Below are 20,115 nucleotides of genomic sequence, written 5' to 3' on the forward strand. Positions count from 1 at the left end.
CTAGGGTCAGATCCGAGAGCACCGCTCTCGCTCATCGCCCCCAGGAGGACCCCATGCCCACCCATCTCGTCGTCGGAGCCGGAGCCATCGGCACCCCCCTCGTCCGCCGCCTCGCCGAGCGGGGCGACACCGTGCGCGTCGCCACCCGCCGCGGCACCGCGATCGCCGGGGCCGCCCCGTTCACGCTCGACGCCAAGGACGCCGCCGCCCTGACGAACGCGGCCCACGGCGTCGACACGATCGTGGTCTGTTCGAACCCGCCCTACCCCGCCTGGGGCGTCGAGTGGCCGGCCATCACCACGGCCCTGATCGAGACGGCCTCCACCACGGGGGCGCGCATCGTGCTGATGGGCAACCTCTACGGCCACGGGCCGGTGTCCGAGCCGATGACCGAGCACACGCCCCTCGCCTCCGCCGAGGGGAAGGGCAGGGTGCGTGCCGACAGCTGGCAGCGGCTCCTGGCCGCGGCCGACCGGGGCGTCCGGGCCGTCGAGGTGCGCGCGAGCGACTACTTCGGGCCCGGTGCCGGGCGCAACGCCCACCTCGGCAGCGACTTCTTCGGGCCGCTCGTCGCGGGCCGCACCGCCCACGCGGTCGGCGACGTGACCCAGCCGCACGCCTGGGCGTACCTGCCCGACGTCGTCTCGACCCTCGTGGCCGCCATCGACCGCGACGAGTGGGGACGCGCCTGGCTGACGCCGCACGCCACCCACGCCTCACGGGTCGCGATCGCCGAGGAGGCGCGGCGCCGCTACGGCCTGACCGGTCGCGTCCGCCCGTGGAACCCGCTGCTGTGGGCCGGCCTGACCCGCACGGTGCCGTTCCTCCGCGAGGTGAGGGCGATGCAGTACCAGTTCGACTCGCCCTTCGTCGTGGACTCGTCCGAGAGCGAACGCCTGCTCGAGATCGGACCGACCCCGTGGCCCGAGGCGCTGGACGCGACGATCGCGGCCGCCCGCAACGCCGTGCATCGGTAAGTCCTGACTCCTGTCGCCCCGCACGACGACGGCCCCTGCCCCCGGGGACGTCCCGCGACGGCGCGACGGGAAGCAGGAGTTGCCGACGGGACCGACGGTTCCCCGAGGTCACAGCAGACCCCCACGCGCCGCCCTTCCCCGACGGCCGCACGCCACCGTACGCTGACAGCACCCCGGCGACGACGCCGCACGACGGCCGACTCGCCCCGATCGACGACGATTGGTGCTCCATGACGCTGACCGCGAGCCGTCCGCCCCGCGACGTCGGGCCGCAGCGCCGGGTGGTGCGCGACTCGTGGGACCGCGCCTCACGGCACCGGCTCGATCCCGACGGCCTGCCCCGACTCGAGCTGCCCGAGGACGACCTCGACGACTGGCGTCGGGACCACCCGTTGGCGCTCGCGCTGCCCGTGGTGCGTCGTCTGCTCACGGACGACGTCTCGGGCTCGGGACTGCTCGTCGCGATGGGCGACGAGCACGGACGCCTGCTCTGGGTCGAGGGCGACCACGCGGCCCGCCGCCGCGCCGAGGACATGCTGTTCGTCGCCGGTGCGGGCTGGTCGGAGTCGCGGGTCGGCACCTCGGCCCCGGGCACCGCCCTCGTGCTCGACCGGGGCGTGCAGATCCGCGGCGACGAGCACTGGAACCACCGCGTGCGGGCCTGGAGCTGCACGGCCGTCCCGGTCCACGATCCCGTCGACGGGCACGTCATCGGAGTCGTCGACATCACGGGAGACGAGCGGGCGGCCGGCTCGTTGACGCTGCCCCTGGTCACGGCGACCGTCGCGGCCGTGGAGGCGCACCTCGCGCTCCTGGGATTCGCTGCGGTCGATCGCGTCCCGACCCGCACCCCCCGGCGGCCGGTCCGATCCGGTCCGGACTCCCCCGCCGGCCTGACGACCCTGGGCCGTGACGAAGCCGTCCTCACGGTCGGGGACGGCCGCATCGCGCTGGGTGCCCGGCACTCCGAGATCATGACCCTGCTCGCCCACCGGACCGCCGGCTACACCGCTCACGAATTGGCCGACGCGGTCTACGGCGACGTCGACGCGGTGTCCACCCTGCGCCCCGAGATGGTGCGCCTGCGGCACGTCGTCGAGGCCCTCGACCCCACGCTGGTCCCCCTGTCGCGCCCGTACCGCCTGCCCCGCCCGGTGGCCCTCGACCTCGACGCGCTCGTCGGACTCGTCGACCGCGGTGCCCACCGCGCCGCCGTGCGAGCCGACACCGGCCCGGCGCTGCCCTCGTCCACGGCACCCGGCGTCGTGGCGCTGCGGGTCGAGGTCGCGGCGACCGTCCGGGACGCGCTGCTCACCGGCGGGTCGATCGAGAGCCTGGTGTCCTACTCCGAGTCGGACGCGGGTCGCGACGACGTGCGCGTGCTGCTCGAGCTGCTGCGTCGGCTTCCGCCGGGATCGCCCCGGCGGACGCACCTGGTCGCGCACCTCGAGGCGCTCGGTGGCCGGGACTGACGCGCAACCGGATGCAACCCCGCCCGACGTAGCCTGCCGCCAGCGGCGGGCGACCCCCGCCACCGACCCGACACCGTCGTCGAAAGGGACCGTCATGACCGTCACCACTCCCCCGAACACCTACGCCGCGCCGGGACGGCCCGACGCGAAGGTGGCCTTCAAGCCCCGCTACGACCACTTCATCGGCGGCGAGTACGTCGCCCCGGCGAGCGGGCAGTACTTCGAGAACCCGAGCCCGGTGAACGGCAAGGTCTTCACGGAGGTCGCCCGGGGCAACGCCGCGGACGTCGACAAGGCGGTCGAGGCCGCCTGGCGCGCGTTCGACTCGTGGAAGAAGACGACGATCGCCCAACGCGCGCTGATCCTCAACAGGATCGCCGACGTCATGGAGGCGAACCTCGAGATGCTCGCCGTCGCCGAGACCTGGGACAACGGCAAGCCCATCCGTGAGGCCCTCGCCGCCGACGTCCCGCTCGCGATCGACCACTTCCGCTACTTCGCCGGGGCGATCCGGGCGCAGGAGGGTTCGACCGGCGAGATCGACGCCGACACCGTCGCCTACCACTTCCACGAACCGCTCGGCGTGGTCGGCCAGATCATCCCCTGGAACTTCCCGCTGCTGATGGCCGTGTGGAAGCTCGCCCCCGCCCTCGCCGCCGGCAACTGCGTCGTCCTCAAGCCGGCCGAGCAGACCCCCGCGTCGATCCACGTCTTCATGGACCTCGTCAAGGACCTCCTGCCCGCCGGGGTGCTCAACATCGTCAACGGCTTCGGCGTCGAGGCCGGCGCCCCCCTGGCGAGCCACCCGAACATCCGCAAGATCGCGTTCACCGGCGAGACCACCACCGGGCGCCTGATCATGCAGATGGCGAGCGAGAACCTCATCCCGGTGACGCTCGAGCTCGGCGGCAAGAGCCCGAACGTCTTCTTCGCCGACGTCGCCGACGAACGGGACGACTTCTACGACAAGGCCCTCGAGGGCTTCTCGTTCTTCAACCTGAACTCGGGCGAGGTGTGCACCTGCCCGAGCCGGGCGCTCGTGCAGCAGTCGATCTACGACCAGTTCACCGCCGACGGCGTCGAGCGGGTGAAGAAGGTGAAGCAGGGCGACCCGCTCTCGATGGACACCATGATCGGCGCCCAGGCGTCCAACGACCAGCTCGAGAAGATCCTGAGCTACATGGACATCGGCAAGCAGGAAGGCGCGACGCTGCTGCTCGGCGGCGACCGGGCCGACCTGGGCGGCGACCTGACCGGCGGCTACTACGTCAACCCGACGATCTTCGAGGGCCGCAACTCGATGCGGATCTTCCAAGAGGAGATCTTCGGCCCCGTCCTGTCCCTGACGAGCTTCAGCGACTACGACGACGCCATCAAGATCGCCAACGACACCCTCTACGGTCTCGGTGCCGGCGTCTGGAGCCGCAACGGTGCCCAGCTCTACCGGGCCGGCCGCGACATCCAGGCCGGTCGCGTCTGGTCGAACACGTACCACCAGTACCCCGCCGGGGCGGCGTTCGGCGGCTACAAGCAGTCCGGCATCGGTCGCGAGAACCACAAGATGATGCTCGACCACTACCAGCAGACCAAGAACCTGCTGGTCAGCTACGCGGACGGTCCGATGGGCTTCTTCTGATGACGCCCGAGCAGACGGCCGCCGCCGCGCCGGCAGCGGCAGCAGCCGAGGAGGCGCGGGTCGGCGCGGTCACGCCGGCCCCCGCCTCCGGGATGGTCGCCGCCACCCCCTCCCGGGTCGACGTCTCCCCCGAGGCGGCGACGTTCCTCGTGTCCCTGACGGCGCAGCACGGCCCACTGATGTTCCACCAGTCGGGTGGCTGCTGCGACGGCTCGTCGCCGATGTGCTACCCCGTCGGGTTCTTCCGGGTGGGAGCCGTCGACGTCCACCTGGGCGACCTGCACGTCGACGGGATCGACCCGATCGAGGTCTACATGTCCCGGAGCCAGTTCGAGTACTGGAAGTACACGCACCTCACGATCGACGTCGTGCCGGGCCGCGGGGCCGGGTTCTCGATCGAGAGCCCGGAAAGCCGGCGGTTCCTGATCAGGTCACGTCTGCTGGACGACGACGAGCTGCGGGCGTTCGGACTCGACGGCGCGGGGGGCGACGCCCCGGCCTGACCGGCCGACGTCGCCCGGGGATTCAGTCGGCCGGCGGGTGGGGCAGGGCGTAGACGCCGTGCCCCACCCGGTCGACCACGCCCTGCCGGGCGAGGACGCTCAGCGTCGACAGCACGCTGCTGCGCCGGTAGTCGGGCAGGGCGGCGACGATCTCGGTGGTGCGCCGGGCGCCGTCCCGCAGCACCTCGGGCACGCGCTCGGCCAAGGAGTCGCCGACGGGCGCGGCCGCCGGGGCGACGTCCGTCGGGTCGCCGGCCCGCGCCTCCTGGTCGTACTCGGCTCGGGCCTGGTCGAGGCCCTCGGCCGAGACGCGGGTGGTCGCCCCGTCGGCGCCGGAGGCGTGCGCGTAGGGCGCGAGGGTGAGCGACCGGCCGACGCGGGCGTACACGGCCGACGCGCTGGTGCCCTGGTGCTCGGCGATCTCGGGGTACGACGCGCCGCCGAGCAGCAACACCGCCTCGCCCTCGACGCCGAGCCACTGGCCGAGGCTCGCGATCTCCCAGCCGGCGGCCGTGACGGCCGAGCCCCAGACCTCGATGTCGTCGGCGTGGTCGGTGGTGAGCGTCCTCAGGTCGTCGAGCAGGTCGAGCAGGCGTTCGCGGGCGTCGTCGACGATCTCGGCCGTGAACTGCGGCGGGCGGCGAAGTTTGATCGGTCGTGACATTTGTGAAAGACTATCCAAGTTGCCTTCGTGGCACCACGACGTCGTCCGGCAGTCCGGGCGTCACATCCCCCACTTTTTTGGAGTTCCCATGGCTTTCGCAATCGTGCGCGCCGGTGGCCGTCAGGAGAAGGTCGAGGTCGGCACGATCCTGACCGTCGACCGCCTCAAGGCCGCGACCGCCGACACCGTCTCGTTCGTCCCCGTCCTGCACGTCGACGGCGACACCATCCTGTCGGGCGACGACCTGGCCAAGGTCACGGTCGAGGGCGAGGTCCTGAACGACCTGCGCGGCCCGAAGATCGTCATCCAGAACTACAAGAACAAGACCGGCTACAAGCGTCGCATGGGCTTCCGTGCCGACCTGACCCGCGTCAAGATCACCTCGATCACCACCAACTAAGGGGCTGACACCACATGGCACACAAAAAGGGCGCATCGTCCACCCGCAACGGTCGTGACTCGAACGCACAGCGCCTCGGCGTGAAGCGCTTCGGCGGCCAGGTCGTCCTCGCCGGCGAGATCATCGTCCGCCAGCGCGGCACCCACTTCCACCCCGGCGTCAACGTCGGCCGCGGCGGCGACGACACCCTCTTCGCCCTCGCCCCCGGCTCGGTCGAGTTCGGCAACAAGGGCGGCCGCAAGGTCGTCAACATCGTCGCCTCCGCGACGGCCGTCGCCTAGGCGACAGCACACGCGTCATCCGCCTCGGGGCGGTCGGGCCCAGGCCCGGCCGCCCCGAGGCGTTTCCGTGCCCGCTGTACCCCTCGTCCAGGCGGCACTGGGCGAGGACGCGTAGACGGGAACGATGAAGGCACTCACGTACCAGTCCGTCACCAACGTCTCCGTCGAGGACGTCCCCGATCCCACGATCATCGACCCGAGCGACGCCGTCATCAAGGTCACCTCGGCCGCGATCTGCGGAAGCGACCTGCACCTGTACGACGCCCTGGGCGCGTTCCTCGACAAGGGCGACGTGCTCGGCCACGAGACCATGGGCATCGTCACCCAGGTCGGTTCCGAGGTCAGCCGCATCAAGGTCGGCGACCGCGTCGTCGTCCCCTTCGTCATCGCGTGCGGCCACTGCTTCATGTGCGACCGCGGACTCTTCTCGCAGTGCGAGACCACCCAGGTCACCGAGTACGACTCGGGCGCCACCCTCTACGGTTTCAGCAAGCTCTACGGCCAGGTGCCCGGTGGCCAGGCCGAGCAGCTGCGGATCGCGCGTGCCGACGCCAACCTCGTGAAGGTCGGCGCCGACCTGCCCGACGAGCGCTACCTCTTCCTCAGCGACATCCTGCCGACCGCCTGGCAGGGCGTCGAGTACGCCCAGGTGCCCGAGGGCGGCACCCTGGTCGTCCTGGGCCTCGGCCCGGTCGGCCAGTTCGCGTCGCGCATCGGCAAGTACCGCGGCTACCGCGTCATCGGCATCGATCCGGTGCCCGAGCGTCGCGCCATGGCCGAGCGCCACGGCGTCGAGGTCCTCGACCTGACGAAGGACGTCGCCGACGTCGTCAAGGGCATGACCGACGACCGCGGACCCGACTCCGTCGTCGACGCCGTCGGCATGGAGGCGCACGAGCACGCCGGCATCGGCCTCGTGCAGAAGTTCGCCGCCGCCCTGCCCGACGCGATCGGCCAGGCCGTCATGCAGAAGGCCGGCATCGACAGCCTCGGCGCCATGCACCTCGCCTTCGAGATCGTGCGCCGTGGCGGCACCGTCTCGCTCAGCGGGGTCTACGGCGGCACGGCCGACCCCACGCCCTTCCTCACGCTCTTCGACAAGCAGATCACCATCAAGATGGGCCAGTGCAACGTCCAGAAGTGGATGGACACCCTGATGCCCCTCGTCGAGGACCCGACCGACCCGCTCGGCACCGAGGACCTCGTCACCCACCCGGTGCCGCTCTCCGAGGCCGCCGCCATGTACGACGTCTTCAAGAACAAGGAGGACGGCTGCATCAAGGTCGTCCTCAAGCCCTGACGCCTCGACACGTCAGAGACCTCGACGACGCGACCCCCGCCTCCTGGGGGTCGCGTCGTCCCGTGAGGCGGGCTAGCGTCGTCGCTCGGGAATGCGGCCTGTTCGACGACCGTTCACCGAAACGCGCGCGCACGTTCACCCCACTCATGGCAAACGGGTGATGGACTGGTGACGAATCAACAACGAGGGTCTCGTCCCGAGCCCACGTCGGCGACATCGATTGAGAGAACCATGGATCTCCGGACGGCCGAACACCCCAGGCCGAACCACTTCATCCTGCACCTCAGCGACACGCACCTCGTCGGCGGGGACCGCGACCTCTACGGCGCCGTCGACAGCGAGGCCCGGCTCCGTCAGATCATGGACGAGATCGAGGCGTCCGACGGGCGGCCCGAGGCCATCGTCTTCACGGGCGACCTCGCCGACAAGGGCGAGCCGGACGCCTACCGCAAGCTCCGCGCCCTGATCGAGCCCGTCGCCGAGCGACTCGGAGCCCAGGTCATCTGGGCCATGGGCAACCACGACGACCGCAGCGCGTTCCGGTCCGAGCTCTTCGGGCAGCTGCCGTCGCAGCGACCCGTCGATCTCGTCTACGACGTCAACGGCCTGCGCGTCATCACCCTCGACACGACCGTGCCCGGCCACCACTTCGGCCGGCTCTCGGGAGACCAGCTCGACTGGCTCGCCGAGGAGCTCTCGACCGATGCCCCCGACGGCACCATCATCGCCATGCACCACCCGCCGGTCCCGAGCGTGCAAGACCTGACGGCCCTCGTCGAGCTGCGTGACCAGGCGGCCCTCGCCGAGGTGATCGAGGGCAGCGACGTCCGCTCCATCATCGCGGGGCACCTGCACTACTCGACCAACGCCACCTTCGCGGGCGTTCCCGTCTCGGTCGCGTCGGCCACCTGCTACACGCAGGACCTCAACGTCGCCGGCGGCGGAACCCGCGGCCGCGACGGTGCCCAGGCGTTCAACCTGGTGCACGTCTACGAGGGCACCGTCGTGCACTCGGTCGTGCCGATCGGCACCTACGAGACCGTGGGCGAGTACGTGCCCGCCGACGTGGTGGCCGAGCGTCTCGCCGTCGCCGGCGTGCGCATCGCCCCCGCCGCCCCCCGCCACCGCGCGACGGACACGGCACCGGTGCCCGTGGTGCCGCGTGACCTCGCGCTGACGGGGCCGATCGACACGCTCTGACCGGGCGGGCGGGCCCTCGCACGACCGCAGCCGGTCTCGTGCACCGTCGGCAACTCCTGGCTCATGCTGCGCGCGACGGCCGGTGCCCCCTTCCCTGGCCCGTCGTGCAGCACGGAGCAGGAGTTGCCGACCCGCTCGGTGCCGTCGACCCCGCCCCTCCCGACGCAGCCACGCCGACGACGACCGACCGCCCCGAACACGGCCCGCGCGAGTCGGCAATTCCTGCTTCACGTCGCTCGAACGACGCCGACACGCCCCCGCCTGCGATCGCCGTGACGGGAGTCAGGAGTTGCCGACAAGGGACGAGGGCACCGTGACAGGAGGCGGGCGGTGCCGACCCGGGCGCCGGCGACGGGCGGACCGGGTCAGCCGTGGGCGGGGGTGCGGGCCTCGGCGGCCATGGCCGCGCGCAGCCGACGCAGGTACCCGTCGCGGAGGACGTGACGGAGGCGCGGTGGCAGATGCGGGACGACCGCAGCCGTGACGCGCATGACCCGGTCGTAGCGGCGCTGGGCGGCCGGCGACCAGGGCAGGCCGAAGTCGTCACGGACTCGACCCGGCAACGACCCCGCGGTGACGAGCCGGGCGAGCGGCATCACCGCCCTCAGCCACCACGGCCCCGTCGTCGGGTGCAACAACTCGTGGGCGACCCGACGCGTGACGTCGTCCACCACGAGGTGCGCGACGGCGTCGTCCCAGTAGCGCCGGAACGACGCCGCATCGGCCGGCCACAGCTCGCGCGGCATCTGCAGCGACGTGCCGACGAGGGCGTAGTCCTGGTAGACGGTCTCGGCGTGGGCCGGGTCGATCGGCCCGTGCACCCGCTCGAACAGCTGCACGGCCGAGTCGTAGAGCGTGGCTGCGACCCAGAGCTGCAGATCGGGGTCGAACGCGTCGTACCGCACCGGCGAGGACCCGCCGTCGTGCACCGGACGGTGCGCCCGCCCGACGACCCGGCGGACGTGGGCCACCTCGGACGGGGTGCCGAAGACGATGGCGTAGAGGTACGTCATGGTGCCGTGCAGCCGCGACAACGGGCGCTCGACGAAGTCGCTGTGCTCGGCGACGCCGTGCCCCACCCCGGGGTTCGCGAGTTGCAGCAGGATCGCCCTGCCCCCACCGGCCAGGAGCAACGACTCGCCCGCCATGTCGGAGATGCGCCGCACGTCCGAGCCGTGAAGGGTCCAGGGCAGTCGCATGCGGTCAGCCTACGGCGGGCCGTCGGTAGGGTGCTGACATGGCCACCCCCGACTTCGTCCTGTCCCTGCGCGAGAAGATCGGCACGGCACCGCTGTGGCTCGCCGGCGTCACCGCGGTCGTGGTGCGCGGTGACGAGACGTTGCTGGTGCGCCGAGCCGACACCGGCGCCTGGACGCCGGTGACGGGCATCGTCGACCCGGGCGAGCACCCCGCCGACGCCGCCGTCCGCGAGACCCTCGAGGAAGCCGACCTGAACGTCGTCCCCGAACGGCTGGCCTCGATCGGAGTGACCGACGAGGTCGTCTACCCGAACGGCGACCGCGCGCAGTACCTCGACCACACGTTCGTGATGCGCTACGTGTCGGGCGAGCCCTCCCCCGCGGACGGCGAGAACACCGAGGCCCGCTGGTTCCGGCTGGACGACCTGCCGACCATGGGCCCGGACATGCTCTCTCGTCTCGACGCCGCACTCTCGGGCGAACAGGCCGCCCGCTTCGGCACCTCGTCGAGCTGAGCGGCCGTCCGGACGACGGTGACGGCCACCGCGCCGGTGACCGGCGACCGGTGACCGGCGGCCGGTGATGCCCGTCACACCCGCGACGCGGGTACGACCGGCGTCAGTCCGACCCTTCGAGCCCCCGCCGGGACGACGATCCGGTCGCCTCGCCCGACTGCGCCGCCTCGGCCCCGAGTGCCCGCCTGTCCTGCTCAGCGTTCTCGAGGGCGACGCGCTGCATCTCGTCCTTCTCCCACGGTGCGGGGAACGGGTAGTACCGCTCGAGGAAGTCCGTGACCGTCGCGGTCCGCTCGTCGTCGGTGACCTCGGGGAAGCTGCCGTCGTTGAGGCAGAAGAAGTCGAACGCGCGTTTCTTCAGCACCTCGGACAACGACGCCAGCCCCGACACCATCGTGGTGTCGATGTAGCTGACCTTCGCGTTCTCCTGCACGATCGCCCGACCCGTCATCAGCGAGTAGTAGTGGTAGAGCGAGTTGGTGACCGAGATGTTCTCCTTCGCACGGAAGGGGCTGCCCGCCGTGGCGGCGAACTCGTCGGCGAACTCGTGCTCCATCTCGAACAGGACGCTGCGGCGCAGCGGCGCGGCGGTGTGCTCGAGGTGACGCGTGAGGACGCGGCCGAAACGCTGCTGCAGCAGGCGGCGGTTGACCCGCGCGGCGTTCTCGAACCCGCTGCGGTCGATGTTGTTGTGCCCGAGCCCGATGCGGGTGTCGGCCTCGATGAACTTCGTGACGGAACCCGGTGAGAAGAACATGCTCGGCGCGACGGGTCGCCCGAAGAACATGTCGTCGTTCGAGTACAGGAAGTGCTCGCTGAGCCCCTCGATGTGTTGCAGCTGCGACTCGACGGCCTGCGAGTTGTGCGTCGGGAGCATCGAGAGGTCGCTGAAGAACTCCTCGCTGCGCACGACGCGGACGCGGGGGTGCTCGCCCAACCACTCGGGCACGGGCGAGTCGGTCGCGATGTAGATGTTCCGGACCCACGGGGCGAACATGTAGACCGACCGCAGGGCGTACTTGAGCTCGTCGATCTGACGGAACCGGGCAGCCGAGTCGTCGCCCTCGCCGACCACGTGACGCTTGGCCTGGGCGGCCCGGGCACGCTGGTACTCGATGGAGTTGCCGTCGACCCACGAGAAGACGATGTCGATGTCGAAGGTGATGTCGGTGGCGTGGTCGTCGAACATGTGCTCGAGGGTGGGCCACTCGATGCCGTACCGCTCGACCGTCTGTTCGACGGCCTCGGCACGGGGCAGTTCGGTGCGCATCAGCGCGTTCTCGGTCGGGGCGAGGATCTCGTCGTCGGTGATGATCCAGAACTCGACCTGCACGGCCGTGCCCGCGCCGTAGCGGAGGCGGCCGATGGGCTCGACGCGGGGCCGGTAGACGCGGAAGACCCGCTCGGTCTCGAGCTCGAGCCCGCCCTCGACGACGAGGGACGCCTGACCCTTGCGGGGTTTGGCGTAGAAGGGCTCGGTGGCCGAGGCCGCGACCATGGCGGCGGTGAAGCGGTCACGGTGGACGGTGTCGACGGCGATCACCGGGCGGACGTCGTTGCCGCGAACGAGCAGGAAGGGCACCTGGGCGGCGTCGAGCACACGCCGGATGTAGAGCAGGTCCTCGATCATCGACTGTTGGGGCGTGAGGTGACCGTTGAGGAGCGTGTACTGGCCCTTGCGGACGACGACGTCCTCTCGATCGAGACCACCGGCTCGGTGACGAGGGGTCAGGAGAGGGCTCTCGGACGTGCCGACCATCTCTGACGTACCGGGGATCTCCGTGGCCATGCAGACTCAACCTTCCGTGCGGGCCTCGGGCGGGCGGACGCACCCTCGGCATTTTACGGGGTCGGAGGCACCTCGGCGGATCCGCTGCCCACGACGGTCAGCGACGGCCTCGGACCGGGGCGGCCCCCGTGGTCGTCGCGGCCGCGGTCGGCACCTTCACGAGCACCCCGACGGCGATCATGAGCGCCGCGGCGACGAACTGCAACCCTTGCCAGAGGTCGGGCTGGACGGGCACCACGAACACCGGGTTCCAGAGGACGGCCACGGCGGCGAGCAGGGGCAGCGCCCACCAGGCACGCCCCCGGTAGGCGAAGACGAGGACGATCAGGGCGAAGATCGACACCACGTACCGGAACACGGTGAAGACGTCCGAGCCGAGCAACGCGGTGCCGGCCAGCAGGGCGATGGCCGCGATCAGGCCGGGCGCCAGGGCCGGACGCGTGAACGCGGGGGCGGTGGGGGTGGGCACCGCCTACTCGATGTCGTAGGCGACGTCGAGGACGCTGATCGGACGGCTCATCGGCGGCTCGTCACGCAGGCGCTCGAGGGCCGGCTGCAGTTCGCCCAACCAGGCCTGGTAGCCGGCGTCGCTGAGGTGGACGTGGTCGGCGGCGAACTCGGGTCGCAGCGCGTCGCCGGATTCGTCGGCGAGGGCGGGCCAGAGGTCGAGCCACTGCGCCCGGACCGTCGAGGAGAACTGACGGAGGTGGCGGTTGGCGTCCTTGAGGCGGGGTGCGAACTCCGCCCCCCGCGGCGCGATCGACTGCAACAGCAGACGCGTGCCGGGCAGTTCACGACGCATCGCCACCATGAAGTTCTCGATGCCGCGCACCACCTGTTCGACCGAGCGTCGCGCGGTGAAGTCGTTGGTGCCGATCATGAGCACGACGGAGTCGGGGTTCGCGGCCACGACGTCGTGGAGCCGTTCGGTCAGGCCGGCGACCGTGTCGCCCCCGACGCCCAGGTTGACGACCTGCTCGTCGGGCAACCACGCCGCCCAGTCGCCGTTCTCGGTCAAGCTGTCGCCGACGAAGGCGACGGTCTCTCGGTGTGTCATCACGACCTCCTGGTGGTCTGCTGAAGTGCCCCCATCGTGCCATCACCCGCTGGGAGCCGCGAACCGGCGCGCGCGTGCGCACCGCCCCGACCTCATTGACGGAAGCGCCGCGGCCTCTTCGACCAGACGCGGTCGAGCGCGTGGCGGACGCGCGGCAGCAGCACCACGAACGACGACACGACGACGAGCACCCCGAACAGCACCCCGAGCCACAACGGCACGGGCGACATGGCCTCGTCGCCCGCCGGGTACAGCGGCACCGGCGACGACGTCAGGACGAGGAGGCGCGGGTCGGTCACGCCACGGCCGTCGCGTCGGTCGTGGCCCCGCCCGCGGCACCGGCCGCCCGCGTGCCGGTCGCCCGGGCGGCCGCCTCCCGCTCGGCCGTCGCCGTGATGCGCCGCAGCATGCCCGAGAAGATCACGCCGTGGAACGGCAGGATCGCGAACCAGTAGAGGCGCCCGCCGAGTCCCTGCGGGAAGAACACCGCGCGTTGGCGGTAGTGCGAGCCGCCGTCGGGACGCGGCTCGACCGTGAGTTCCAGCCACGCGCCTCCGGGGACCTTCATCTCGGCCCGGAGCCGCAGCAGGCGGCCGCGATCGAGCTTCTCGACCCGCCACCAGTCGAGGGCGTCCCCGACGCGCAGGGTGGTCGCACTGCGGCGGCCGCGACGGAGGCCCACTCCCCCGACCAGTCGGTCCATCCAGCCGCGGGCCGACCACGCCAGCGGGAACGAGTACCACCCGTTCTCGCCGCCGATGCTCTCGAGCACCTTCCAGAGCTCGGCGGCCGGAGCGGAGGTCTCGGTCTGCCGGTCGTCGGTGTAGACGATGTGCCCGGACCAGTCGGGGTCGCTCGGCAGCAGGTCGCTCGGCGCGCCGGCGACCGACGAGTCCTGCCAGCTGGTCTCGACGTCGCCGTCCTGTTCACGCTGCAGGGCGAGGCGGACGGCGCGACGGTAGGGCAGCAGCCCCTCGGCGGGCGGGGGCACGACGGCGTCGATGTCGTGCTCGCGGACGACGCAGTCGTACTGCAGCGACGCGATGATCGGCACGGCGAGGGCGCGGGGCACGGGGGTGACGAGGTTGACCCACTGCGAGGCGAGCCACGGGGTGAAGACGGGGAGGGACGCGATCGGCCGCTGCTTGAGGCCGGCCTCGAGGGCGTACCCGTTCATCATCTGCCCGTACCGGAGCACGTCGGGACCGCCGATGTCGAAGGTGCGGTTGACGTCGTCGGGCACGTCGGCCGCCCCGAGCAGGTAGTGCAGCACGTCGCGCACGGCGATCGGCTGGATGAAGTTGCGGACCCACTTCGGTGCCGGCATGTAGGGCAGCACGTCCGTCAGGTGGCGCACCATCTCGAACGAGGCGCTGCCCGACCCGATGACGACGCCGGCCTGCAGGGCGACGGTCGGGACCCCGCTCGCCAGCAGGACGTCGCCGACGTCCTTGCGCGACTGCAGGTGCTTCGACAGGTCGCCCTCGGGGTGCAGTCCGCCGAGGTAGACGATCCGGCGGACACCCGCGTCGCGCGCCGCGTCGGCGACGGTGTGCGCCGCGTCGGCCTCCGCGCGCTCGAAGTCGCCCTTGCCACCCATCGCGTGGGCGAGGTAGTAGACGACGTCGACGCCCTCCATGGCGGGACGCACCGTCTCGGGGTCGGTCAGGTCGCCCTGGACGACCTCGACGTCGCCGGACCAGGGCACGTCCCGCAGCTTCTCGGGCGATCGCACGAGCACCCGCACGTCCGCCCCGGCGGCCACGAGCCGCGGCGTCAACCGCCCGCCGATGTACCCGGTCGCCCCGGTCACCAGCACCCGGCGGGAGGCCACGGCATGGTCGGTGTCGCTCGTGACGGGGGCGCTCGACGTCTCGGCGTCGGGAGTGTTCGCTGACATGGGCCCAAGCTACGCTGGACCCCATCATGACTACCCAGCAGCTCCCCACCGTCTCCGCCGTCGCCGGCATGATCGACCACGCGATCCTCAAGCCCGAGCTCACCCGCGCCGAGGTCGACGCGGCCCTCGACGACGCCGCCGCGAACCACGTCTTCAGCGTCTGCGTCCGGCCCTCCGACATCGCGCACGCCGTCGAGCGCCTCGAGGGCACCGGCGTCCTCGTCGGCACCGTCATCGGCTTCCCCCACGGCACGACCTCGACGGCGGCCAAGGCCGCCGAGTCGCGCCAGGCGATCGCCGACGGCGCCGCCGAACTCGACATGGTCGTCAACATCGGCTGGCTGCGCAGCGGCATGACCGCCGAGGTCGAGGCCGACGTGCGTGGCGTGGTCGAGGCGGCGGGCGACACGCTCGTCAAGGTCATCCTCGAGACGGCCTACCTCGTCGACGACCAGATCGTCGCCGGTTCGACGGCCGCCGAGCGCGCCGGAGCCGCCTTCGTCAAGACGTCCACGGGCTTCGCCGGTGGCGGGGCGACGCTCCCGCACCTGCGCCTCATGCGCGAGGCCGTCTCCGAGTCGGTGCAGGTCAAGGCCTCGGGCGGCGTGCGCGGCCTCGACACCGTGCTCGAGATGCTCGAGCTCGGCGTCACGCGCTTCGGCACGAGCGCCAGCGGCACGATCCTCGCCGACCTGGCGCACCGCCTCGAGACGGGCCGCGCCTCGGGCGCGGGCGACGACACGACGTCGTACTGACGAGCCGAGGAGGCGCGGGTGACGTCGACGACGTGACCCGCGCCTCCTCGAGGCCGTCGGGCCGCACCCTCGCACGGCTCGGCGTCCCGTCGTCGACGTGCGCCGGACGATCTACTCACGGCGCTCGACGCGTGACGCTCGACGCCAGACGCCTCAGGCGGTCGGCAGCCCCAAGATCTCGCGCGTGCGGACGACGTCGGCCCTGATGTGCGCGATCAGGGCGTCGAGCCCCTCGAAGCGCACGTTGCCGCGCACCCAGTCGACGAAGTGGACGGTGACCTCGAGCCCGTAGAGGTCGAGCGAGACGTCGAGCAGGTGCGCCTCGACCTGCTTGGCCGGCACCCCCTCGAACGTCGGGTTGTTGCCGACCGACACGGCCGCCGGGTAGAGCGTGTCGCCGACCGAGACCCGGGCGGCGTAGACGCCGTCGGCCGGGACGAACCCCTCGCTGTCGCGGGCCAGGTTGGCCGTCGGGAAGCCCAGCTCGCGGCCCCGCTGTTCTCCGTGGACGACGATGCCGCGCACCGACGGCTCGCGGCCGAGCAGGACGCCGGCCTCACGGACGTCACCCGCGTCCATCAGCTCGCGGATCCAGGTGGACGACGCTCGGCGGCCGCCACTCGGTCTCACGTCGTCGATCGACACGACCCGGAACCCGCGCGAGGCACCGAGGCCGCGCAGGGTGTCGACGGTGCCGCTGCCGCGCACGCCGAACCGGAAGTCGTCACCCACGAACACGACGCGAGCGTGCAGGGCCCCGACGAGGATGCGGTCGACGAACTCGTCGGGCGTCAGCGCCCGCAGCTCGGCGTCGAAGGTGAGCATGAGGGTCGCGGCGACCCCGGCCTCGTCGAGCAGCTCGCGCTTCTGACGGTTGCTGACGAGAGCCGTCGGCACGTCGTCGGGTCGCAGGACCGCCAACGGGTGCCGGTCGAACGTGACCACGGTGGACACGAGACCCTCGTCGCGCGCCACCCCCTCGAGCATGTCGATCACGGCGCGGTGCCCGACGTGGACCCCGTCGAACTTGCCGATGGTGACGGCGCTCGGCCCGAAGTCGGGCGGCACGTCGCCGACCAGGTCGTAGAACTGCACGCGCGCTACCTCGTCGTGCCCGGGCCGCGAGGGACCCCACCGGCCCCCACGCCGTCGGCGCCCGCCCCGTCGACCCCCGAGGCGTCGACGGCCCGGGCCACGCGGCCCTGCCGGCGCAGCCACAGGATGCCGAGCACGGGCAGGACGAGCGGCACGAAGCCGTACCCGCGACCGAAGAACGACCACACGGTGTCGTGCGGGAAGAGTTCGGGGTCGAGCACGGTCACGAGACCGATGATCAGGACGCCGGCGAGCTCGAAGCTGATGGTCGCCCAGGCCACGGCGTACCACCCCTGGCCACGGCCGATGAGGGCCACGGTGGCGACGATGTAGACGACGGCCGACAACGCGCTCAGGGTGTAGGCCAGCGGGGCCCCGGAGAACTGGGTCGCGATCTGGAAGACCGACCGACCGGTGGCGGCGAGGGCGAGGAGGGCGTACACGGCGATGAGGACCCGGCCGAGGCCGACCGCGCGCGTTGACTTCTGAGTGACCATCTCGTCAAGGATAGGACTCCGACGCCTCCACCGCCGACCGGGTGGGTCAGAGGCCCTGGACGGTCCAGATCTGGAACATCCGGTAGACCATCACCGCGATCGCGAACGACGAGGTCGCCAGCACGAGGTTGCTCCAGCGCGTCCGGTCGACGAGGGCCCAGACCGTCGCGAGGGGCGGAAGGAGGATGGCCGAGACCAGGTAGATGTAGAACTCGACGAGGTTGCCCGTCGGTCCGTTGCCGACGAAGGGCGCGACGATCGCGACGACCAGCTGCACCAAGAGGAGCAGCAGCACGACGGCACCCGTGCCGACGGTGATGTCGTCGGGCTGACGCTTGGCGAAGCAGGCGACCACGCAGACGATGCCGGCCACCACGGCCACCACGACCTGCACCCAGGTGAACCACTCGATCATGCCTGCACCTCGTCGGTCGGGAAGTTCACGATGGGCTTGGCGGCCCCGCCCCGCACCGAGACCAGGCCGGCGAGGGCGCCCGTCGGGGTGACGGCGGCGACGGGCCCCGGGGTGTCGGCCAGCTCGACGGCCACGCGCTTGCCGTGCCCGAGGTCGACGGCCTCGGCAGCGGTCATGGACCACTCGGGGAAGAGGGTGCGGGCGACGTCGACCGGAGGGAGCAGCGCCGGGGCGACGTCGATGCCCTCGAGGACGGAGGCGCGGGTCACGTCGAACGGCCCGACCCGCGTCCGACGCAGTGCGGTCAGGTGTCCCCCGACGCCGAGGTCGGCTCCGAGGTCGCGGGCGAGGGCCCGGACGTAGGTGCCGGACGAACACGAGACCCGCACGTCGAGGTCGCGCACGGGCACACCGTCGACGACGGTGTCGCGTCGCTCGAGCACGGTGAACTCGGAGATCGTCACGTCGCGGGCCTTCAACTCGACCTCGACCCCGGCACGGGCGAGGTCGTAGGCGCGACGGCCGTCGACCTTGATCGCGCTGACCGTGGTGGGCACCTGGCTGATCGGCCCGGTCAGTCGCGCGATGCCGGCGTCGACGGCGTCGTCGGTGACGTCTCCGGCCGCGGTCGTCGAGACGACCTCGCCGTCGCTGTCGTCGCTGGTGGTGGAGACGCCGAGGCGGATGGTGGCGTCGTAGCCCTTGTCGAGGCCGACCAGGAAGGTCAGGAGGCGCGTCGACGAGTTCAGGCCCAAGACCAGCAACCCCGTGGCCAGCGGGTCGAGCGTGCCGGCGTGGCCGACCTTGCGCGTGCCGGCGGCCTTCCGCACCCGGGAGACCACGTCGTGGCTGGTGATGCCCTGCGGCTTGTCGACGAGGAGGAGACCGCTGTTCACCCGACGACGTTAGCGCAGCAGGACCGCGACGGAGCCGGGGACGCGCTCAGCACGCGTCGTCGAAACGTCGACGGGGGTGCTCGCGGTCGGAGTTGTCGACGACGGCCGAGGCCCTGGCCCGGGCGTCGAGTCGCGAGTCGTCGGCCGTGACCCACACCCGGTAGTGCCACAGCCCCGCGAGGCCGGGGCGGGCGAGGTCGGTGCCGTCGACGAGCAGCACCGCGTCGGCGGGGCCCGTGACCCAGGCGGACTCGACGGAACGCTCGGCGTCGGCGTCCCAGGCCCGGTCGACCCAGCCCGTGCTGCCGCCCATCCGGAACGGCTCGACGAGCACCCGTCGGAAGAGGCTCTCGTCGAGGACCGGAGCGGAGTCACGAGACGCCCCTGCGGGCCGTTTCTCGAAGCCGGCGAGCGAGGCCCGGAACGCCGCGTGGCCCTGCTCGCGGAAGGCCTCGAGGAGGTCGTCGGCGAGACCGGCCGCACCCGCGCCTCCATCGCTGTCGATCGCGACGAGCACGCGTCCGCGCCCGTAGTTGTGCACGATCTCGGTGGCGAGTTCGCGCAGCGTGTCCTTCTTGGCAGGGGCCCATCGGGTGGTCATGCGGCCACCGTACGCCCGACGGCCGGGACCTCGCCGGGCACGCCCTCGACGAGCCGTAGGCTCGTATGGTGAGCATCTCCCCCGCCGTGGCCGCCTGGTTCCGCGAGAACGGTCGCGACCTCCCGTGGCGGCGTCCCGGCTTCACGGCCTGGGGCACGCTGGTCAGCGAGATCATGCTCCAGCAGACCCCCGTGGCCCGCGTCGTGCCACGACTCGAGCAGTGGCTCGACCGCTGGCCCACGCCACGCGACCTGGCGGCGTCGCCGGCCTCCGAGGCCGTGCGCGCCTGGGAACGCCTCGGCTACCCGCGTCGGGCCCTGGCCCTCCACGCCGCCGCCGTGGCCATCACCGAGCGACACCACGGGGTCGTGCCGGAGGACGTCCCCTCGCTCCTGGCGCTGCCCGGGATCGGCGACTACACCGCACGGGCCGTCGCGGTCTTCGCCTACGGCCACCGACACCCCGTCGTCGACACGAACGTCCGCCGGGTCCTGGCCCGTGCGGTCGAGGGACTCGCCGAACCGTGGGCGCCGAAGGCCTCGCGGGACCTCCCCCTGATGGAGTCGCAGCTGCCCGACGACCTCGAGGAGGCGCGGGTCACTAACGCGGGCGTCATGGAGTTGGGTGCCCTGGTCTGCACGGCGCGGTCACCGAAGTGCGACGTCTGCCCGCTGGTCGATCGGTGCGCGTGGGTGCTGGCGGGTCGTCCTGCGCACACCGGGCCGCGCCTCCGGACCCAGGCCCGCTTCGAGGGATCGGACCGCCAGGTGCGCGGATTGATCCTGGCCGAGCTGCGGGCCAGCGACGTCCCCGTCACGGCGGCCGAGATCGCGACCGTCTGGCCGGACGACGTGCAACGCGCGAGAGCCCTCGCCGGGCTGCTCCGCGACGGTCTGGCCACGGGGTCGCCCGACGAGGGCTATCGCCTGCCCGACTGAGGCGGGGGCGTCCTGACGGGTGCCC

General features: G+C 71.8%; 23 protein-coding genes. 11 read left to right on the top strand and 12 right to left on the bottom strand.

The features are described from left to right. Nucleotides 1-53: 53 nt before the first annotated feature. The 4 genes from ACIOSR_RS02155 (at nt 54) to ACIOSR_RS02170 (ending at nt 4,588) form a co-directional block, all read left to right on the top strand. Entirely contained in the window at nt 54-977 is a 924-nt protein-coding gene (locus ACIOSR_RS02155; protein ID WP_402751720.1) for an NAD-dependent epimerase/dehydratase family protein, read from the top strand. A 230-nt stretch (nt 978-1,207) separates the two neighbouring features. Further along, nucleotides 1,208-2,449, top strand: coding sequence for a GAF domain-containing protein (locus ACIOSR_RS02160; RefSeq protein WP_402751721.1), 1,242 nt, complete (start codon nt 1,208-1,210; stop codon nt 2,447-2,449). A gap of 94 nt (nt 2,450-2,543) precedes the next feature. After that, complete coding sequence (locus ACIOSR_RS02165; protein WP_056045771.1) at nt 2,544-4,085, top strand: aldehyde dehydrogenase family protein; 1,542 nt, start codon at nt 2,544-2,546, stop codon at nt 4,083-4,085. Nucleotides 4,086-4,177: 92 nt separating this feature from the next. Further along, nucleotides 4,178-4,588 carry a DUF779 domain-containing protein gene (locus ACIOSR_RS02170; RefSeq protein WP_402752197.1) on the top strand — a complete coding sequence of 137 codons (411 nt, stop codon included), beginning with the start codon at nt 4,178-4,180 and terminating at the stop codon, nt 4,586-4,588. A gap of 22 nt (nt 4,589-4,610) precedes the next feature. Here the strand turns inward: ACIOSR_RS02170 and ACIOSR_RS02175 are convergent, their stop codons facing one another. Beyond that, the gene (locus ACIOSR_RS02175) at nt 4,611-5,252 is read right to left on the bottom strand and encodes a hypothetical protein (protein ID WP_402751722.1); all 642 of its coding nucleotides are present in this window, start codon (nt 5,250-5,252) and stop codon (nt 4,611-4,613) included. An 88-nt stretch (nt 5,253-5,340) separates the two neighbouring features. On the opposite strand from ACIOSR_RS02175, the gene rplU reads away from it, so the two are divergent. The 4 genes from rplU (at nt 5,341) to ACIOSR_RS02195 (ending at nt 8,433) form a co-directional block, all read left to right on the top strand. Continuing rightward, nucleotides 5,341-5,652, top strand: a complete 312-nt coding sequence (gene rplU, locus ACIOSR_RS02180; protein ID WP_054144935.1) for a 50S ribosomal protein L21 — start codon at nt 5,341-5,343, stop codon at nt 5,650-5,652. A 14-nt stretch (nt 5,653-5,666) separates the two neighbouring features. Further along, nucleotides 5,667-5,933: a 50S ribosomal protein L27 gene (gene rpmA, locus ACIOSR_RS02185; protein ID WP_043596143.1), complete on the top strand. Its 267-nt coding sequence runs from the start codon at nt 5,667-5,669 to the stop codon at nt 5,931-5,933. A 124-nt stretch (nt 5,934-6,057) separates the two neighbouring features. Further along, nucleotides 6,058-7,233 carry an alcohol dehydrogenase catalytic domain-containing protein gene (locus tag ACIOSR_RS02190; protein ID WP_200412716.1) on the top strand — a complete coding sequence of 392 codons (1,176 nt, stop codon included), beginning with the start codon at nt 6,058-6,060 and terminating at the stop codon, nt 7,231-7,233. A gap of 231 nt (nt 7,234-7,464) precedes the next feature. Then, a complete protein-coding gene (locus ACIOSR_RS02195; protein WP_056045780.1) occupies nt 7,465-8,433 on the top strand; it encodes a phosphodiesterase in 969 nt (322 codons plus the stop codon). A 365-nt stretch (nt 8,434-8,798) separates the two neighbouring features. Here ACIOSR_RS02195 and ACIOSR_RS02200 read toward each other — a convergent pair whose 3' ends face one another. After that, nucleotides 8,799-9,632, bottom strand: coding sequence for an oxygenase MpaB family protein (locus ACIOSR_RS02200; protein ID WP_402751723.1), 834 nt, complete (start codon nt 9,630-9,632; stop codon nt 8,799-8,801). Nucleotides 9,633-9,670: 38 nt separating this feature from the next. Between ACIOSR_RS02200 and ACIOSR_RS02205 the strand changes: the two genes are divergently transcribed. Next, on the top strand, nt 9,671-10,147 hold the full coding sequence (locus ACIOSR_RS02205; RefSeq protein ID WP_402751724.1) for an NUDIX hydrolase: 477 nt from the start codon (nt 9,671-9,673) through the stop codon (nt 10,145-10,147). A gap of 103 nt (nt 10,148-10,250) precedes the next feature. Here the strand turns inward: ACIOSR_RS02205 and ACIOSR_RS02210 are convergent, their stop codons facing one another. The 5 genes from ACIOSR_RS02210 to ACIOSR_RS02230 form a co-directional block, all read right to left on the bottom strand. Further along, the gene (locus tag ACIOSR_RS02210; RefSeq protein WP_402752198.1) at nt 10,251-11,906 is read right to left on the bottom strand and encodes a stealth conserved region 3 domain-containing protein; all 1,656 of its coding nucleotides are present in this window, start codon (nt 11,904-11,906) and stop codon (nt 10,251-10,253) included. Between the two features lie 127 nt (nt 11,907-12,033). Next, nucleotides 12,034-12,405 (bottom strand): DUF6804 family protein, encoded by a 372-nt coding sequence (locus ACIOSR_RS02215; protein ID WP_056045790.1) that lies wholly within the window; start codon nt 12,403-12,405, stop codon nt 12,034-12,036. 3 nt (nt 12,406-12,408) lie between these two features. Further along, nucleotides 12,409-12,993 (bottom strand): GDSL-type esterase/lipase family protein, encoded by a 585-nt coding sequence (locus tag ACIOSR_RS02220; protein ID WP_402751725.1) that lies wholly within the window; start codon nt 12,991-12,993, stop codon nt 12,409-12,411. 92 nt (nt 12,994-13,085) lie between these two features. Then, the gene (locus ACIOSR_RS02225; protein WP_159826405.1) at nt 13,086-13,292 is read right to left on the bottom strand and encodes a hypothetical protein; all 207 of its coding nucleotides are present in this window, start codon (nt 13,290-13,292) and stop codon (nt 13,086-13,088) included. Next, nucleotides 13,289-14,893, bottom strand: coding sequence for an SDR family oxidoreductase (locus tag ACIOSR_RS02230; RefSeq protein WP_402751726.1), 1,605 nt, complete (start codon nt 14,891-14,893; stop codon nt 13,289-13,291). Before ACIOSR_RS02230 ends, ACIOSR_RS02225 begins: the two co-directional genes overlap by 4 nt. A 26-nt stretch (nt 14,894-14,919) precedes the next feature. On the opposite strand from ACIOSR_RS02230, the gene deoC reads away from it, so the two are divergent. Next, the gene (deoC, locus tag ACIOSR_RS02235; RefSeq protein ID WP_402751727.1) at nt 14,920-15,648 is read left to right on the top strand and encodes a deoxyribose-phosphate aldolase; all 729 of its coding nucleotides are present in this window, start codon (nt 14,920-14,922) and stop codon (nt 15,646-15,648) included. A gap of 153 nt (nt 15,649-15,801) precedes the next feature. On the opposite strand, the gene ACIOSR_RS02240 is transcribed toward deoC, so the two are convergent. The 5 genes from ACIOSR_RS02240 to ACIOSR_RS02260 are packed head-to-tail and all read right to left on the bottom strand — an operon-like array spanning nt 15,802 to nt 19,152. Then, nucleotides 15,802-16,743, bottom strand: coding sequence for a bifunctional riboflavin kinase/FAD synthetase (locus tag ACIOSR_RS02240; RefSeq protein WP_056045804.1), 942 nt, complete (start codon nt 16,741-16,743; stop codon nt 15,802-15,804). A 5-nt stretch (nt 16,744-16,748) separates the two neighbouring features. Beyond that, complete coding sequence (locus ACIOSR_RS02245; RefSeq protein ID WP_402751728.1) at nt 16,749-17,240, bottom strand: hypothetical protein; 492 nt, start codon at nt 17,238-17,240, stop codon at nt 16,749-16,751. 46 nt (nt 17,241-17,286) lie between these two features. Then, nucleotides 17,287-17,655, bottom strand: a complete 369-nt coding sequence (locus tag ACIOSR_RS02250) for a hypothetical protein (RefSeq protein ID WP_123570217.1) — start codon at nt 17,653-17,655, stop codon at nt 17,287-17,289. Beyond that, nucleotides 17,652-18,551 carry a tRNA pseudouridine(55) synthase TruB gene (gene truB, locus ACIOSR_RS02255; protein ID WP_402751729.1) on the bottom strand — a complete coding sequence of 300 codons (900 nt, stop codon included), beginning with the start codon at nt 18,549-18,551 and terminating at the stop codon, nt 17,652-17,654. Before truB ends, ACIOSR_RS02250 begins: the two co-directional genes overlap by 4 nt. 46 nt (nt 18,552-18,597) lie before the next feature. Further along, nucleotides 18,598-19,152 (bottom strand): hypothetical protein, encoded by a 555-nt coding sequence (locus ACIOSR_RS02260; protein WP_402751730.1) that lies wholly within the window; start codon nt 19,150-19,152, stop codon nt 18,598-18,600. Between the two features lie 65 nt (nt 19,153-19,217). Between ACIOSR_RS02260 and ACIOSR_RS02265 the strand changes: the two genes are divergently transcribed. Then, on the top strand, nt 19,218-20,090 hold the full coding sequence (locus ACIOSR_RS02265; RefSeq protein WP_402751731.1) for an A/G-specific adenine glycosylase: 873 nt from the start codon (nt 19,218-19,220) through the stop codon (nt 20,088-20,090). Nucleotides 20,091-20,115: the final 25 nt, after the last annotated feature.

The sequence above is a fragment of the Frigoribacterium sp. NPDC087798 genome (assembly GCF_044742985.1).
In the GTDB taxonomy this organism is placed as follows: Bacteria; Actinomycetota; Actinomycetes; order Actinomycetales; family Microbacteriaceae; genus Frigoribacterium.

Coding starts and splice junctions, on each gene's coding strand:
- ACIOSR_RS02155 (WP_402751720.1), top strand. CDS start 54: ATGCCCACCCATCTCGTCGTCGGAGCCGGAGCCATCGGCACCCCCCTC.
- ACIOSR_RS02160 (WP_402751721.1), top strand. CDS start 1,208: ATGACGCTGACCGCGAGCCGTCCGCCCCGCGACGTCGGGCCGCAGCGC.
- ACIOSR_RS02165 (WP_056045771.1), top strand. CDS start 2,544: ATGACCGTCACCACTCCCCCGAACACCTACGCCGCGCCGGGACGGCCC.
- ACIOSR_RS02170 (WP_402752197.1), top strand. CDS start 4,178: ATGGTCGCCGCCACCCCCTCCCGGGTCGACGTCTCCCCCGAGGCGGCG.
- ACIOSR_RS02175 (WP_402751722.1), bottom strand. CDS start 5,252: ATGTCACGACCGATCAAACTTCGCCGCCCGCCGCAGTTCACGGCCGAG.
- rplU (WP_054144935.1), top strand. CDS start 5,341: ATGGCTTTCGCAATCGTGCGCGCCGGTGGCCGTCAGGAGAAGGTCGAG.
- rpmA (WP_043596143.1), top strand. CDS start 5,667: ATGGCACACAAAAAGGGCGCATCGTCCACCCGCAACGGTCGTGACTCG.
- ACIOSR_RS02190 (WP_200412716.1), top strand. CDS start 6,058: ATGAAGGCACTCACGTACCAGTCCGTCACCAACGTCTCCGTCGAGGAC.
- ACIOSR_RS02195 (WP_056045780.1), top strand. CDS start 7,465: ATGGATCTCCGGACGGCCGAACACCCCAGGCCGAACCACTTCATCCTG.
- ACIOSR_RS02200 (WP_402751723.1), bottom strand. CDS start 9,632: ATGCGACTGCCCTGGACCCTTCACGGCTCGGACGTGCGGCGCATCTCC.
- ACIOSR_RS02205 (WP_402751724.1), top strand. CDS start 9,671: ATGGCCACCCCCGACTTCGTCCTGTCCCTGCGCGAGAAGATCGGCACG.
- ACIOSR_RS02210 (WP_402752198.1), bottom strand. CDS start 11,906: ATGGTCGGCACGTCCGAGAGCCCTCTCCTGACCCCTCGTCACCGAGCC.
- ACIOSR_RS02220 (WP_402751725.1), bottom strand. CDS start 12,993: ATGACACACCGAGAGACCGTCGCCTTCGTCGGCGACAGCTTGACCGAG.
- ACIOSR_RS02230 (WP_402751726.1), bottom strand. CDS start 14,893: ATGTCAGCGAACACTCCCGACGCCGAGACGTCGAGCGCCCCCGTCACG.
- deoC (WP_402751727.1), top strand. CDS start 14,920: ATGACTACCCAGCAGCTCCCCACCGTCTCCGCCGTCGCCGGCATGATC.
- ACIOSR_RS02245 (WP_402751728.1), bottom strand. CDS start 17,240: ATGGTCACTCAGAAGTCAACGCGCGCGGTCGGCCTCGGCCGGGTCCTC.
- ACIOSR_RS02250 (WP_123570217.1), bottom strand. CDS start 17,655: ATGATCGAGTGGTTCACCTGGGTGCAGGTCGTGGTGGCCGTGGTGGCC.
- ACIOSR_RS02260 (WP_402751730.1), bottom strand. CDS start 19,152: ATGACCACCCGATGGGCCCCTGCCAAGAAGGACACGCTGCGCGAACTC.
- ACIOSR_RS02265 (WP_402751731.1), top strand. CDS start 19,218: ATGGTGAGCATCTCCCCCGCCGTGGCCGCCTGGTTCCGCGAGAACGGT.